The 14776-nt window shown below is 65.3% G+C and carries 16 protein-coding genes and 1 pseudogene; 15 read left to right on the forward strand and 2 right to left on the reverse strand.

The genetic code is table 11. The features are described 5' to 3' along the window. The coding region (gene flhD / locus IV113_RS24835; protein ID WP_291090926.1) for a flagellar transcriptional regulator FlhD at nucleotides 1–264 on the reverse strand (264 nt) is incomplete at its 3' end. Between the two features lie 562 nt (nucleotides 265–826). Between flhD and IV113_RS24840 the strand changes: the two genes are divergently transcribed. From IV113_RS24840 to IV113_RS24855, 4 genes are all read left to right on the forward strand, one after another. After that, nucleotides 827–1972, forward strand: a complete 1146-nt coding sequence (locus tag IV113_RS24840; protein ID WP_291090928.1) for a flagellin — start codon at nucleotides 827–829, stop codon at nucleotides 1970–1972. A 146-nt stretch (nucleotides 1973–2118) separates the two neighbouring features. Then, complete coding sequence (gene fliD, locus IV113_RS24845; protein ID WP_291090930.1) at nucleotides 2119–3534, forward strand: flagellar filament capping protein FliD; 1416 nt, start codon at nucleotides 2119–2121, stop codon at nucleotides 3532–3534. 203 nt (nucleotides 3535–3737) lie between these two features. Beyond that, nucleotides 3738–4166 carry a flagellar export chaperone FliS gene (gene fliS, locus IV113_RS24850; RefSeq protein ID WP_291090932.1) on the forward strand — a complete coding sequence of 143 codons (429 nt, stop codon included), beginning with the start codon at nucleotides 3738–3740 and terminating at the stop codon, nucleotides 4164–4166. A gap of 1 nt (nucleotide 4167) precedes the next feature. Next, nucleotides 4168–4470 (forward strand): flagellar protein FliT, encoded by a 303-nt coding sequence (locus IV113_RS24855; protein WP_291090934.1) that lies wholly within the window; start codon nucleotides 4168–4170, stop codon nucleotides 4468–4470. A 138-nt stretch (nucleotides 4471–4608) separates the two neighbouring features. On the opposite strand, the gene fliE is transcribed toward IV113_RS24855, so the two are convergent. Beyond that, nucleotides 4609–4923 (reverse strand): flagellar hook-basal body complex protein FliE, encoded by a 315-nt coding sequence (gene fliE / locus IV113_RS24860; protein ID WP_291090935.1) that lies wholly within the window; start codon nucleotides 4921–4923, stop codon nucleotides 4609–4611. A 182-nt stretch (nucleotides 4924–5105) separates the two neighbouring features. On the opposite strand from fliE, the gene fliF reads away from it, so the two are divergent. The 11 genes and pseudogenes from fliF to fliP form a co-directional block, all read left to right on the forward strand. Next, complete coding sequence (gene fliF, locus IV113_RS24865) at nucleotides 5106–6779, forward strand: flagellar basal-body MS-ring/collar protein FliF (RefSeq protein ID WP_291090937.1); 1674 nt, start codon at nucleotides 5106–5108, stop codon at nucleotides 6777–6779. A 42-nt stretch (nucleotides 6780–6821) separates the two neighbouring features. After that, nucleotides 6822–7820 (forward strand): flagellar motor switch protein FliG, encoded by a 999-nt coding sequence (gene fliG, locus IV113_RS24870; RefSeq protein ID WP_291090939.1) that lies wholly within the window; start codon nucleotides 6822–6824, stop codon nucleotides 7818–7820. Then, nucleotides 7804–8505, forward strand: coding sequence for a FliH/SctL family protein (locus tag IV113_RS24875; protein WP_291090941.1), 702 nt, complete (start codon nucleotides 7804–7806; stop codon nucleotides 8503–8505). Before fliG ends, IV113_RS24875 begins: the two co-directional genes overlap by 17 nt. Before the next feature lie 37 nt (nucleotides 8506–8542). Beyond that, nucleotides 8543–9973, forward strand: a complete 1431-nt coding sequence (gene fliI, locus IV113_RS24880; RefSeq protein ID WP_291090954.1) for a flagellar protein export ATPase FliI — start codon at nucleotides 8543–8545, stop codon at nucleotides 9971–9973. Next, nucleotides 9970–10443, forward strand: a complete 474-nt coding sequence (fliJ, locus tag IV113_RS24885) for a flagellar export protein FliJ (RefSeq protein WP_291090943.1) — start codon at nucleotides 9970–9972, stop codon at nucleotides 10441–10443. Before fliI ends, fliJ begins: the two co-directional genes overlap by 4 nt. Then, nucleotides 10440–11741, forward strand: coding sequence for a flagellar hook-length control protein FliK (locus tag IV113_RS24890; protein ID WP_291090945.1), 1302 nt, complete (start codon nucleotides 10440–10442; stop codon nucleotides 11739–11741). Before fliJ ends, IV113_RS24890 begins: the two co-directional genes overlap by 4 nt. A 134-nt stretch (nucleotides 11742–11875) precedes the next feature. Beyond that, nucleotides 11876–12466: a flagellar basal body-associated FliL family protein gene (locus IV113_RS24895; protein WP_291090947.1), complete on the forward strand. Its 591-nt coding sequence runs from the start codon at nucleotides 11876–11878 to the stop codon at nucleotides 12464–12466. A gap of 15 nt (nucleotides 12467–12481) precedes the next feature. Beyond that, a complete protein-coding gene (fliM, locus tag IV113_RS24900) occupies nucleotides 12482–13486 on the forward strand; it encodes a flagellar motor switch protein FliM (RefSeq protein WP_291090949.1) in 1005 nt (334 codons plus the stop codon). Further along, nucleotides 13476–13898, forward strand: a complete 423-nt coding sequence (gene fliN / locus IV113_RS24905; protein WP_291090951.1) for a flagellar motor switch protein FliN — start codon at nucleotides 13476–13478, stop codon at nucleotides 13896–13898. Before fliM ends, fliN begins: the two co-directional genes overlap by 11 nt. Before the next feature lie 124 nt (nucleotides 13899–14022). After that, entirely contained in the window at nucleotides 14023–14379 is a 357-nt protein-coding gene (locus IV113_RS24910) for a flagellar biosynthetic protein FliO (RefSeq protein WP_291090952.1), read from the forward strand. Then, nucleotides 14366–14776 (forward strand): annotated as a pseudogene (fliP, locus tag IV113_RS24915) (flagellar biosynthetic protein FliP); the annotation flags it as partial. The gene IV113_RS24910 and the pseudogene fliP, both read left to right, overlap by 14 nt.

A 14776-nucleotide genomic window follows, 5' to 3' on the forward strand; every position in this document is an offset into this window, starting at 1 on the left:
GTTGTCCACCTTCTTCACGTTGTGGCTGGTCAGCAGGTTCCACACCAGGTCGTCGTCCACACGGAAGCGGCACAGCAACATGTTCGACGATGCGATCTTGAGCAGCTGCGCAGTGGACAGCATGCCCAGCAGGTCGGCGGCTTCTTCGGTCAGACCGAGACGGAACAGTGCTTCGGCGCGGTCCTTGCGGATCAGGTTCTGCGCCAGCATCAGGTAGGTCAGATTGGCTTCGCGGATTTCAGCCAGGAGTTGTTCGCTGTCCATGATGTCTTCCTTCGGTAGAGGGGTCTGGGTTGTTGGCGACTTGCTTACAACTCCTGACCCGATGTGTGTAATTGTGTCGAGCGGTAAAAATTCTTGAATCAGTAAACGGCTGTAACGGGTGTCAGGAGTGCAACACCTTCGTGTCATCCAATCGCCTACGTCTTTGGTTCTCAAATCGGTCCTGCCACTGAAGGTGCCACCCAGGGCGGGCGCGGTGCTTCAGGTCTCGCACGCACCCACCGATAGATACAGGAGCGCACAGCTCGCCTGTGGCGCAACCCCGGCACCAGCCCCGCCAAAGCACCGAACTGAGCCCCTCGGCACCGTCTTATCTGCGAAACGAATTTCAAGCAGGGCTAAAGAATCCGTCCAGGTCTCCGAAATTGAACTCAACGGACTTCTAAAAAGGTTCGTCGTCCGGCAAGTGAAGCGGCGAGTTGGAAGAGACCTGGGGTCCATCCGGCGCGTGCAGCCAGCTCCGGTCATGGCGGCCAGCCTTCTGGCTGGCGTTGAGATTGGCAGAAATGCCGGATTACTTTTTATCCACTTTTAGGAGTTAGTTATGACCACCATCAATACCAACGTGATGTCGATGACCGCCCAGCGCAACCTGACCCAGTCGGCAGGCTCGCTGGCCACTTCCATGCAACGCCTGTCTTCGGGCCTGCGTGTCAACAGCGCCAAGGACGACGCCGCTGGCCTCGCCATCTCCGAGCGCATGAACGCTCAGGTGCGCGGCCTGAACGTGGCTGCCCGCAACGCCAACGACGGCATCTCGCTGGCGCAGACCGCTGAAGGCGCACTGGGAAAAGTCGGCGACATGCTGCAGCGCATGCGTGAACTGGCCGTGCAATCGTCCAACGCCACCAACAACCAGACCGACCGCAACGCACTCGACGCCGAAGTGACTGCGCTCAAGGACGAGATCGGCCGCGTTGCCGGCTCCACCAAGTTCAACGGCACCAGCCTGCTGGACGGCAGCTTCTCGTCGCAGGCCTTCCAGGTCGGCGCCAACGCCGGCGAGACCATCACCGTCTCCAGCATTGCCGACGTGACCCTCGCCAACCTGGGCGGCACGACCAACATCGCCACCGCTTCAGTGGCCGCCAGCGGCCTGACGGGTTTCGCCACGGCCATCCCTGCAGGTGGCGTGACGATCAACGGTATCGACATCGGCGCCGTGAGCGCTGCCGGCAGCGCCGGCGAGCGCGCCAACCAGATGGTCTCGGCCATCAACAAGGTCTCCGCCCAGACCAACGTGGGTGCGGCCTACGACGCAGCCACCGGCCAGATCAGCCTGCGCAGCACGTCCGGCAGCATCGTCGTGGCCGGCGCTTCGGCTACGGTGCCGATCGCGGGCTTCGCTGCCGGCACGACCGCAGCGGTCGCCACCACCGGTATCGCCGGTCTGAATGTGCAGAGCTTCAACAACTCGCAGACCGCCCTGGTGCAGATCGACAAGGCGTTGGAGGGCGTGAACACTTCGCGCGCCAACCTCGGTGCCCTGCAGAGCCGCTTCGAGAACGCTGTGAGCAGCATCCAGATCACCGCAGAAAACACCGCTGCCGCCCGCGGCCGTATTGTGGATGCCGACTTCGCCAAGGAGACGTCCAACCTGTCGCGCTCGCAGATTCTGCAGCAGGCCGGTACCGCCATGGTCGCCCAAGCCAACCAGGCACCGCAGGGCGTGCTGGCCCTGTTGCGTTGATTTCGCAGCAACCACGGTCATCGCGCCTTCGGGCACGGTGACCCGGGCGGCGGAGGCGGTTTTCCGCCCCGCCGCTTTGCCACTTGCGGCATCAACCGAGTGCATGCCTTCCGCGTGCACTGCGTTCATTCCGAAAAGGAAAGCTCATGTCCACCATCTCATCCCCTGGTCTTGCCAGCGGCATCGACGTCAAGAGCATCGTCTCCCAGTTGGTGGCACTGGAGCGTGCGCCACTGGCGCCCCTGCAGACCCAGGCGAACTCGATGCAGAGCAAGCTCTCGGTCTACGGCAGCATCAAGTCGATGGTGGCCAGCCTCGGCGACGCAGCGGCCAAGCTCTCCACCTCCGCCGGTTGGAACACGGTCACGGCTACCTCGTCCAACACCGCTGCGGTCGGTGTCACCGCCGCCGCCGGTGCGGCGTCTACATCGCTCTCCATCGAAGTTCAGCAGTTGGCCAAGGCCCAATCCACCGCCTCGGCGGCCATCCCGCTCGGAGGTTCCATGGGCTCGGGCTCGCTGAGCATTCAGCTCGGTGGATGGAGCGGCAACACCTTCACGCCTGGCGCTGGCGCCGCCGTGAACGTGGCGGTGGAAGCCACCGACACACTCACTCAGATCGCGGCCAAGATCAACGAAGCCGGTGCCGGCGTGAGCGCCACCGTGCTGCGTGATGCGTCGGGTGAACGCCTGTTGATGCGCTCGAACGACACCGGTGAAGAGAAAGCGTTTCGCGTGCAGGTGACGGACGACGACGGCCTGCCCAACGACGCGGCCGGGCTTTCGCGCCTGGCCTACGACCCCGGCACCGCCACCGGCGCCACCCGAACACAGCAGGCCCTGAACGCGCTGGCCACGGTGAACAACGTGGCCATCACCTCGGCCAGCAACAAGCTCAGCGACGCCCTGCCCGGACTCACCTTGCAGCTCTCGCAAGTCACCACCGCGCCGGTGGAGATCGGGGTGAGCAACGACACCGCTGCGATGAAAAAGAACGTGGAGGCCTTTGTGACGGCCTACAACACGCTCAACACGATGCTCACCAACGCGATCAAGTACAACCCTGAAACCAAGGTGGCGGGGTCACTGCAGGGTGACAGCACCGCCATTGGCCTGCAGAACGCGTTGCGCGGCATGATGCGCTCAGTGACGGCCAGCAGCCCCTTCTCGCGCCTGGCGGACGTGGGCATCCTGGCCCAGGAGGGTGGCAACCTGGAGATCAAGGCCGACAAGCTCGATGCAGCTCTGAACGACCTGGACGGCTTGAAGGCACTTTTCACCACCGCAGGCGATGCGGGCAGCCAGGGCTTCGGTTTGAAGATCAAGTCCTTCGCCGACGGGCTGCTGTCCGTGGACGGGCTGGTCAGCACCAGGACCGAGTCGCTCCAAAGCGCCGTCAAGCGCAACACCAAGGAACAAGACAAAGTGATCGAGCGCGCGGCCCGCGCCGAGGTGCGGCTGCTGGCCCAGTACAACGCCATGGACGCGGCGGTGGGACGTCTCAACGGCCTGAGCGCTTTTGTGAACCAGCAGGTCACGCTGTGGAACAAGAACACCGGTTGATGCGCCGGGGTGCCTCTGCCGACCCGACCCTGCGCAGCCCCCCTGCCCGGTCGGGTTTTTCACGTGCCTCATGAGGCCATGTTCAGGGTCACATCCCCATGAAATCCCCTTCCGCATTCACCCCTCATTTCCCCGCCAAGGTGCCTACAGTCCCCCCGGTGCGTGCCGATACTGAAAGGTATCAGACACAAGGAACCGATGCCATGTTTACCTCTGTGAACTCACGAGCCGCCTCCGCCTACAAACGCATTTCCGCCGACACCGGCGTGAGCACCGCCGACCCGCACCAGCTGGTGGGCATGCTGTTTGACGGCCTCATCCAGTCGCTCAACGCGGCGCGCGGCGCCATGGAGCGTGGCGAGATCGAAGCCAAGGGCATGGCCGTCGGCAAGGCCGTGCGCATCCTGGAAGAAGGCCTCAAAGGCGGCTTGAACATGGCGCAAGGTGGTGACCTGGCCAAGAACCTGAGCGGCCTGTACGGCTACGCCGTGCAGCGCCTGACCCTGGCCAACCTGCGCAACGACCGCGCACTGGTGAACGAGGTGATCGGCCTGATCGAACCGCTGGCCGATTCGTGGAAGCAGATCCGAGGCGCTACCGCCGCAACGCCCGCCACGGGCCCAGGGGCCTGACATGGAGCACAGCTTGTTGGACTACTACAAAGCGATCGAACGCACGAGCAGTCAGATGCTCGAGGCCGCCAAGACGGAAAACTGGGACCAGGTGGTGCGTCTGGAAGGCGCCTGCGCGGTGCTGATCGCCCAGCTGCGCTACAAGTCGAAAACCGACGAACTCGCCCCCGAAGACCGCAGGGAAAAGACGAAGATCATGCAGCGCATCCTGCGCACCGACGCCCAGATCCGCTGCCTGGCCGAGCCGTGGTTGAACGACCTCTCACAACTCATCGACCGCAACCAACCGCAACCGATGCACTGAACGAGACAGAAAAAACGGAGAACAAAATGGGTCCGGAGCGCAATGTCCGAACCCAGAGATGCCGCGGAACTGGCTCCGCCAGGCCGCAGGCATCGTCCCCCCCACGGGGGGAAGCCGCGAAGCGGCGCAGGGGGGCCTCTAAACGCCCATGTTCATGATGTCTGTGTAGGCTTGGACCATTCTGTTTCTGACGTGCAGCGTGGCCTGAAACCCGACTTGCGACTTCTGCATCGCCAGCATGGTTTCTTCCAGGCTCACCTTGGGGTTGCCCAGTTGCACCTGGGTCTGCAGGCGCGAGGCTTCGTCTTGCGAGGCGCTAACGCTCTTGAGGGCGTCCTTGAAGTTGGCGGCAAAGCCTCCTTCAACGCCGCCCACGCCGCCGGGGCGCTTGAGGGCGGTCTGACCGACACCGGTCAGTGCCTGGCTGGTCATAGGGGAGATGCGCATGTCCATGGCAGATTCCTTCCACAAAGGGGATGCGTCGATGCTAGGGGGACGGCCTTGAGAACGCGGCGGGAATAAGGGCACAAAGCACGGCCTTTTCATGGATATGGCGCAGGGGGTGGGGCCGAATAATCGGTTGCAACGGGATGACCATCACCCCGAAACCGACCTTCTACCCGAGCCCTGCACCCATGAGCACCACCCTGGCACCGATAGAACTCCAGCCCGCGAGCCGCAGCGCTTTCGGCGAAGGCCTCTCGCGCATGGACCAAGCCCAGAAGATCAAGCTCGGTCTGGGCGCGCTCGCCCTGCTGGCGATCGCCCTGGCCTTCTTCTTCATGGGCCGCCAGCCCGAGTACCGTGTGCTCTACGCCAACCTGGGCGACAAGGACGGTGGTGCCGTGGTGGCGCAGCTCTCGCAGATGAACGTGCCGTACAAACACGCCGAAGGTGGTCAGGCCATCCTGGTGCCGGCCGACAAGGTGCACGACACACGCCTGCGCCTGGCCTCCCAAGGTTTGCCCAAGGGATCGGTCACCGGCTTCGAGCAGATGGAAGCCAACCGCTTCGGCATGACCCAGTTCCAGGAACGCCTGACCTTCCAGCGCGGCCTCGAAGGCGAGCTCACGCGTTCCATCCAGTCGCTCTCGTCCGTGCAGAGCGCGCGCATCCACCTGGCCCTGCCCAACCAGAACGGCTTCTTCCGCGAACAGCAAAAGCCCAGCGCTTCGGTGCTGCTCACGCTGCACCCCGGCCGTACGCTTGACCGCGCCCAGGTGGCCGGCATCGTGCACCTGGTGGCCTCCAGCGTGCCCGAGATGAACCCCAAGGCGGTGAGCGTGGTGGACGACGCCGGCAGCCTGCTCTCGGCCCCGGCCGACGCGCAAGCCCAGGGCGCCGACACGCAGAAGCTGCAGTACACCCAGCAGATCGAACAGCTCTACACCCGCCGCATCATGGACATGCTGGAGCCCCTGGTGGGCCGCAACAACGTGAAGGCGCAGGTCAGTGCCGATGTGGACTTCTCGATGGTCGAGTCCACCAGCGAAGAACACAAGCCCAACCAGAGCCCGGACACCAGCGCGGTGCGCAGCCAGCAGACGGTGGTCGACGGCGCCGCCGCCAGCGCCACCCCGTCGGGCGTGCCCGGCGCGGTGAGCAACCAGCCGCCTGTGACCGGCACCGCGCCCGTCAACGGCGCCGCCGCGCCGGTGGGCGTGGCCGGCCAGGGCACCGACAAACCGGGCAACATGCGCCGCGAGTCGGTGGTGAACTACGAGGTGGACAAGACGGTCAAGGTGGTGCGCGAATCCAGCGGGCAGATCAAGCGCCTGAGCGCTGCGGTCGTGATCAACCACCGCACCACGACCGACAAGGCGGGCAAGGAAACCACCGTGGCCATTCCGGCCGCGCAGCTGGAACAGATGACCGCCCTGGTGCGCGAGACCATCGGCTTCAGCAAGGACCGTGGTGATTCGGTGAACGTGGTCAACGCACCCTTCAATGTCGAGAAGACCAGCGAAGTGAGCGAACCCGCTTGGTGGCAGCAGGCCGACAACCAGGAATTCCTGCGCGGCCTGGCCTGGCCGATCGGCATGGTGGGCCTGGGTCTGCTGGTGCTCATGGGCATGGTGCGACCCGGCCTCAAGCTGATCAAGACACCCGTGCGCCGCCAGCAGACCGAACTGCAACCGCTCAGCGCCATGCTCAACGAAGCCCCCGAGCGTCCCGGCCTGCCCATGCCGAGCAACGAGCCCACGCCGGAAACCCAGCGCATCACCGACGCCAAGCGCCTGGCACTCGAAAACCCGATGGCCGTCGCCAACATCGTGAAGGGTTGGGTGAATGGCGAATCGCCGGCCTGACCAAGCGCTCCCCATCACACAGACACCCACTGAGAAAATCACATGGAAGACCAGGGAATTCAGGACGCCGCCATCTTTCTCATGTCGATCGGCGAGGAAGAAGCGGCCGAGGTGTTCAAGCACCTCAGCCCGAAAGAAGTGCAGAAGCTGGGCGAGACCATCGCCAAGACGCGCTCGGTGTCGCACGAGCGCGTGGACCAGGTGATGCAGAAGTTCACCGGCGCGGCATCCTCGCAGAGCCTGCTGGTGTCCGACACCGACAACTACGTGCGCGCGGTGCTCAAGCGCGCGCTGGGCGACGACAAAGCCGCGCTGCTGATCGACCGCATCCTGCAAGGCGGTGACGTCTCGGGCATCGAGAGCCTGAAATGGATGGACCCGGCATCGATTGCCGAGCTGCTGCGCAACGAACACCCCCAGATCGTGGCCGCCATCCTGGTGCACCTCGAAGCCGACCAGACCGCCGCCGTGCTGAAGAACTTCACCGAACGCACCCGCAACGAAGTGATGCTGCGCATCGCCACGCTCGAGGGTATCCAGCCCACGGCCCTGAAAGACCTCAACGAGGTGCTGTTCAAGGTGCTCGCTGGTGGCGACAAGATCCGCAAGACTTCGATGGGTGGGGTGAAGACCGCCGCCGAGATCATCAACATGATGGGCACCCAGATCGAGACCTCGGTGATCGATTCGATCCGCGAGTTCGACGCCGAGCTGGCGCAGAAGATCATGGACAAGATGTTCGTGTTCGAAGACCTGCTCAAGCTCGACGGCAAGTCGGTGCAGCTGGTGCTGAAGGAAGTGGCCACCGATGCGCTGGTGGTCTCGCTCAAGGGCGCCACCAACGAACTGCGCGAACTGGTGCTGGCCAACATGTCCACCCGCGCCGCCGAAGCGCTGCGCGAAGACCTCGAATCGCGCGGTCCGATGCGCCTGTCGGAAGTGGAGACGCAGCAGAAGGAAATCCTGAAGATCGTGCGCCGCCTCTCCGATGAGGGTCAGATCATGATCGGCGGAGGAGGGGAAGATGAAGCCTTCGTCTAAACCCAATCCCCATTCCCGCTTCATTCCACGCGAAGAGATCGAAGGCGTTGCTGCCTGGCACTTCTCCGCGGTGGACGGCAGCGAAGAGAACATGCACACCCAGGGCCCGGACAAGAGCGAGGGTGTGACCAGCGAAGTCTTGCAGGAAGCCCGTCAACAGGCGTATGCCGAGGGCTTTGAACGCGGCCATGAGGCCGGTGGCCACGAAGTGCGCGATGCGCTCGAGGCCACCGTGCGCAAGACCGCAGAAGAAACCGCGGTGCGCATGGCCCAACTGCTGCACAACACCAAAGACCATCTGAAGAAAAGCGAAGAAAAGATCTCGCGCCACATTCTTGAACTGGCTTGCGACCTGGCCCGCCAGGTGGTGCGCCAGGCCATCACCAGCGACCCGCAGCACTTGAAGCCGGTGATCGCGGAAGCCCTGACGCAACTGGTCGACGACGGTCTGCCCGCCACGGTGCGCATGAACCCGGGCGACCTCGCGCTCATGAAGGGCGTGCTGCAGGAAACACTCAACAGTCCGCTGCCCGAGTTCGTGGCCGATCCACAGATCAGCCCCGGTGGCTGCCTGATCGAGTCGGCCACCTCGGCGGTGGACGCCACGATCGAAAAACGCTGGTCGCGTGCTGTGGGCAACCTCGGCATGAACGTGGCCTGGAACCCGGGGAACGCGGATGTCTGACAGCACGTTTGGTACCGAGAGCCGCTGGGGCAATTTCATGGACGATGTGCGCGTGAACGCCAGCGTGGAAACCCCGCTGGAAGTGCGCGGCACGCTCACCCGCCTGGCCGGTCTGGTGCTGGAGGCCGTGGGCCTGAAGGTGCCGGTGGGTTCGCAATGTCTGATCGGCAACGGCAGCCGCGAACCGGTGCTGGCCGAGGTGGTGGGCTTCTCCAACGACCGCGCCTTTCTCATGCCGGCGGGCGACACGCACGGTCTCTCCAGCGGCGCGAGCGTGACGCCACTGGCACCCTACCGCACCGTGCCCCGCGTGGGCCACGCCAACAAGCCACCGTCCCCCGACGACCGGGGCACGCTGCGCCTGCCGCTGGGCAAGGGCTTGCTGGGGCGTGTGGTCGACTCGCACGGCAACCCGATGGACCACCAGGGTCCGATCACCGACGTGGACATCGAGCCGATGGACCGCGCGCCGCTCAACGCCATGGACCGCGACCCGGTGCGCACACCGCTGGACACCGGCGTGCGCGCGATCAACGCATTGCTCACCGTGGGCCGTGGCCAGCGCATTGGCCTGTTCGCCGGCTCCGGCGTGGGCAAGAGCGTGTTGCTGGGCATGATGGCGCGCTACACCAAAGCCGACGTGATCGTGGTCGGCCTGATCGGCGAGCGTGGCCGCGAGGTGAAGGAATTCATTGAAGACATCCTGGGCGTGGAGGGCCGCAAGCGCTCGGTGGTGGTGGCGGCTCCGGCCGACGCACCGCCGCTGGTGCGCATGCAGGGCGCGGCTTACGCCACGGCCATCGCCGAGCGTTTTCGCGACGACGGCCTGGACGTGCTGCTGCTCATGGACTCGCTCACCCGCTATGCCATGGCGCAGCGCGAGATCGCGCTGGCCATCGGCGAACCACCGGCCACCAAGGGTTACCCACCGTCGTGCTTTGCCAAGCTGCCGCAGCTGGTGGAGCGCAGCGGCAACGGCCTGAACGGCGTGGGCTCGATCACCGCCTTCTACACCGTGCTCTCCGAGGGTGACGACCAGCAGGACCCGATTGCGGACGCGGCGCGCGCCATCCTGGACGGCCACATCGTCTTGTCTCGCTCGCTGGCCGAATCGGGTCACTTTCCGGCCATCGACGTGGAGGCCTCGGCCTCGCGCGTGATGCACAACGTGGCCGGTGCGGTGCACCTGGAGCTCGCCCGCAAGTTCCGCGGCATGTACTCGCGCTACATCAAGAGCCGCGACCTGATCCAGCTCGGCGCCTACGTGCCCGGCAGCGATCCGGAGACGGACCGCGCCATCGTGCTGTACCCGGCGCTGCAGCGTTTCCTGATGCAGGACATGCACGAAGCCGCCACCCTGCCTGAGAGCCTGCAGCAGCTGCAGACCGCTCTGCAGGAGGACCGAACCGGCAACACGCAGCGCCAGTCCCGCCCCCATCACAACCCCTATGAAGGCAAACAGGCATGACCACGATCCAGACGCTCAACAAGGTCGTTGAAATCGCCGAGAAGCGCCGCGACGAGGCGCTGGGTGCGTTGGGCCAGATGCAGCGCGAACTGCATCAGGCACAGGACCAGATGGACCAGTTGCAAGCCTACGCACAGGAGGCCGAGCAACGCTGGAGTGCTCGCAGCAGCGTCGGTGTCGACATGGCGCTGCTCATGCACCACCGCCAGTTCATGGCCAAGATCGACCACGCGCTGGACTTCCAGCGCGGTGTGCTGCGCGAACGCATGGAGCTCATCGAACGCGCCCAGGGGCAGGTGCACGTGTGCGAACGCGACGTGGCCGGGCTGCGCAAGTTCACCGAACGCAAGCAGATGGCGGTGCAACACCGCGTGCAGCGCCAGGACCAGAAAAACACCGACGAGATGGCCCTGGCCATCCACCTGCGCCAGAGCCTGGCCCGGGCCCAACAGGAAGGTCTCCGCACATGAGCACCCCCGTGACCAGCACCTCCCCAAAACCGGTGGAGGCCAACGCCAAACCGGCTCAGGCCGGCGCACGTGCGCAGGACCGCAAGCCAGAGAGTGGCGACATCTTTTCCAGCCTGCTCAGCCTGCTGACCAACACCCAGGTGCTGCCCGAGGCCGCCACCGCGGCCAGTGCAGCGCTGAATGACAACGCCACCCGCGACAAGGAGGCCCAGGACGGCCTCGAGAACCCATTGACCGCGCTCATGAGCTGGGGCCTGCCCGTCGCGGCTGACGTGTCTCCAGGCACCAAGGCCGGGACCCAGGGAGCTGAAAGCAACATCGGTTTGCCCGGCGCCGCCTGGTCGGCCGACCGCGCCACTGCCAGCGGCGGCGCCGATGCACTGTCCGCCGAAGGCAAGATCGACATCACGGACATGACACCGGTGGAGTCCACCCCGCTGGACATCGCCTCCAAGGGATCGGTGGCCCTGCCGGCCAACGCCGCGCGCCCGGGCGCCCCGTTTGCACCCACGGCGCGGGCCGCCGACACAACCACCAGCAGCGTGGCCGGAACGCAGTGGCGTCATGCCTCACTGGCCAGCACCGAAACCCAGGCGATTCAGCAGGCCGCACACCCCGCATCGCAGGTGCGCAGCACCGTGGCGCTGAACGAACGTTTCGGCGTGGCGCCGGGCGTGCCATTGGCCACCGCCGAACTGCGCGAAGCCAACACCGAAGGCTTCAGCCTGCCCGCATCGGGCGGTGCCGCCAGCCGCTCCCCCGATGCGGCCACGGCCCTGCCAAGTGCGGCGTCGGGCGAGGGCGCCATGGGTTCGGACAGCACCGGGTCGGACGCCAGCGCCTTCGACCAGGCCGATGGACAAGCCGACACCCCCTATGTCGAGGCCAACGCCGGCGAAGAACCCACCGTGACCCACTGGGGCACCCAGCACCTGCGCCACGCCAGCCTGCGCGTGGGCGGCGAAGCGGGCGAACAAGCCATCGACATCCAGCTCTCGATGAAGGGTCAGGAAGTGCAGGTGGAGTTCAAGACCGACAGCGCCGAGGCACGCGCCTCGCTGCGCGAGCACGCGGGCGAGTCGCTGGGCGACCTGCTGGGCAAGAGCGGCATCCAGCTCGGCGGCGTGTCGGTGGGCGCGCAGGGCCAGCAGGGTTCGCGGGGCGATGAGGGAGCGGCGCGGCAGAACGGTGTGCGGGGGGTGGCTTCAACCAACCAAGCTCCCGCTCCGGCCGCACTTCACTCCACCCCGATCGGTCCCCGAGCCGACGGCAGCCAGCCGCTGGACGTGTTCGCCTGAACATTTGAATAAGCGCCTTTTCAGGCGCTTATCCGGCGACCGGCACCCGGGGCAGCGCTCAATAATTCTTCAAACCCCACACGTTTTCCACGTGTGACGCCCTCCTCCCAGCGAGGGCCTTCTGAAGGATGCCCATGTCTGCTGCCGCCGCCACTGTCACCGCCACCGCTGCTCCCGCTGCGAAGCCGAAGAAAAGCCGCAAGCTGCTGTTCATCATCATCGGCGTGGTGTTGCTGGCGCTGATCGGTGCCGGTGCTGCCCTCTTCATCATGAAGAAGAACGCCGCCGAAGACGACGAATCTGTGGACGAGGAACCCGTGGCTGCCCACCAGGCCAAGGACCCCAAACACGCCCCCACCTTCGTGCCACTGGAAAACATGGTGGTCAACCTGGCCGACCCCGGTGGCACGCGCTTCATCCAGCTGGGCCTGACGCTGCAACTGCAGGACGCCAAGACCGAAACCGACGTGAAGGCCTACATGCCCAGCATTCGCAGCGCCATCCTGTTGTTGATCTCGCAGCGCACCGCCGACGAGATGCTGCAGGTGCAAGGCAAGGCCAAGCTGTCCAACGACATCATTGCCGCCATCTCCAAGGAAATGGGCTACGTGGTGGCCGGGCAGGACGCCGGCGAAGTCGAAGGCGCGGCGAAGAAGAAGAAAAAGCCCGCAGCGCCGCCGAACCCCGTGCAGGCGGTTCTGTTCTCCAGCCTCATCGTTCAGTAACCGGAACGACACACCATGGCCGACGCATTTCTGTCCCAGGAAGAAATTGACGCCCTGCTCGAAGGCGTCACGGGCGAGAGCCAGAAGCTCGCCAAGGAAGATGTGCCCACCAGCGGTGTGCGCGACTACAACCTGCAGAGTCAGGAGCGCATCGTGCGTGGGCGCATGCCCACCATGGAGATCGTCAACGAACGTTTCTCGCGCAACCTGCGTCTGGGCCTCTTCAACTTCATCCGCCGCAGCCCCGAGATCTCGGTGGGCGCCGTGCAGGTGCAGAAGTACAGCGCCTTCCTGCGCGAACTGGTGGTGCCGACCAACTTCAACATCATGGCCATCCGCCCGCTGCGCGGCAACGGCCTGGTGGTGTGCGAGCCCACCTTGCTGTTCGGCGTGATCGACAGCCTCTTTGGCGGCAACGGCAAGTTCCACACCCGCATCGAAGGCCGCGACTTCTCGCCCACCGAACAGCGCGTGATCAACCGCCTGGTGGACGTGGTGGCCGAGGAATACAAGAAGGCCTGGCGCGGCGTGTACCCGATCGAGCTGGCCTACCAGCGCTCGGAGATGCAGCCCCAGTTCGCCACCATCGCCACCCCCAGCGAAATCGTGGTCTCCACCAGCTTCACGCTGGAGATTGGCGACATCACCGGCTCACTGCACATCTGCATGCCCTACGCCACGCTGGAGCCGATCCGCGACGTGCTGTATTCCAGCGTGCAGGGTGACGCCATCGAGGTCGACCGTCGCTGGGTCAAGCTGCTGAGCCACGAAATCCAGGCCGCCGAGGTGACCATGGTCGCCGAGCTGGCCCAGACGGAGGCCACGGTGGAGCAACTGCTCTCCATGCAGATCGGCGACTTCATCGAGCTCGACCGCAACCCCACGATCCAGGCGCACGTGGACGGGGTGCCGATCTTTGAAGGCCAATACGGCACCCACAAAGGCAAATACGCACTTCGCGTGGAGCGCAATCTGCGCGGAATCGATTCGAACTGGCTCGGAGAAAACCATGTCCACTGACACCCCTTCGCAAGAATCCATTGCTGACGACTGGGCGCAGGCCCTGGAGGAGCAGTCAAGCACCAGCGGCGGCGCCAACGACGGCCCCCACGTGTTCGACGCCAACGCCACGCCCATCCCCTCGGGCGCGGCCGGCAGCAACCCGATGCACGACATCCAGATGGTGCTGGACATCCCGGTGCAGCTCTCGGTGGAACTCGGTCGCACCCGCGTGCCGATCAAGTACATCCTGCAGCTCGCGCAGGGCTCCATCGTCGAGCTCGATGCGCTCGCCGGTGAACCCATGGACGTGCTGGTCAACGGCTACCTGATCGCCCAGGGCGAGGTGGTGGTGGTGAACGACAAGTTCGGTATCCGCCTGACCGACATCGTCACTCCGTCTGAACGCATGCGAAGAGTGAGCAGGACGTGACCGCGGGTCACGTCACCCCCCGCGCCGCCTTCGGCGTCACCCCCCTGAGAGGGGGGCGATGCCTGGGGCCGGCGGAGCCGGACCCTCGTCATCCCTGGTTTCAACCCCCTTCTCTCTAACACCCATGTTGCAAAACGCGATGCCCGCGCTGCTGTTGCTCGCCTTGATGGTGGGCATGGCTTTCGCCCTGAAGTGGGCGCGCCGCCGCCTGCCGGGCATTGCCGGCCACAGCGGCCCGGCGCTGCGCGTGCTCTCCAGCCTGTCGCTGGGCCCGCAGCAACGCGTGGTCACGGTGCAGGTGGGTGACGGCGCTGACCGCATCTGCCTGGTGCTGGGTGTGGCCTCGGGCAGCGTGACCGCGCTGCACCAGATGCCGCTGCCGGCCGATCTGCCCGCCGTGCCTGTCGATCCCTCCGCGCCCGTCACCGGTTTCGCCGCGCGCCTCTCGCAACTCATGAAGGCCCCCCATGCGCCCCGTTAATCTGATGCGAGGCGGTTTGCTCTTCGGCGCGCTGGCGCTCTGCGCCGCCGGCGTGTGGGCCCAGGCCCTGCCCATTCCCGCCGTGCCGGCAGCCGCAACTGCCACCACCGGCCCCTCGCTACCGCTGATGATCGGCCAGGGCACTGGCAGCACCAGCTATTCGGTGCCGATCCAGACCCTGCTGTTCTTCACCGCGCTGTCCTTCCTGCCGGCCGTGCTGCTGCTCATGACGGGTTTCACCCGCATCGTGATCGTGCTCTCGCTGCTGCGCCAGGCGCTCGGCACGCAGTCGGCCCCGCCCAACCAGGTGATCGTCGGCCTGTCGCTGTTCCTCACCCTGTTCGTGATGGGCCCCACGCTGGACAAGGTGTACGCCGACGCCTACGAGCCCTACTCG

The sequence above is a fragment of the Hydrogenophaga sp. genome (assembly GCF_018780385.1).
In the GTDB taxonomy this organism is placed as follows: domain Bacteria; phylum Pseudomonadota; class Gammaproteobacteria; order Burkholderiales; family Burkholderiaceae_C; genus Hydrogenophaga.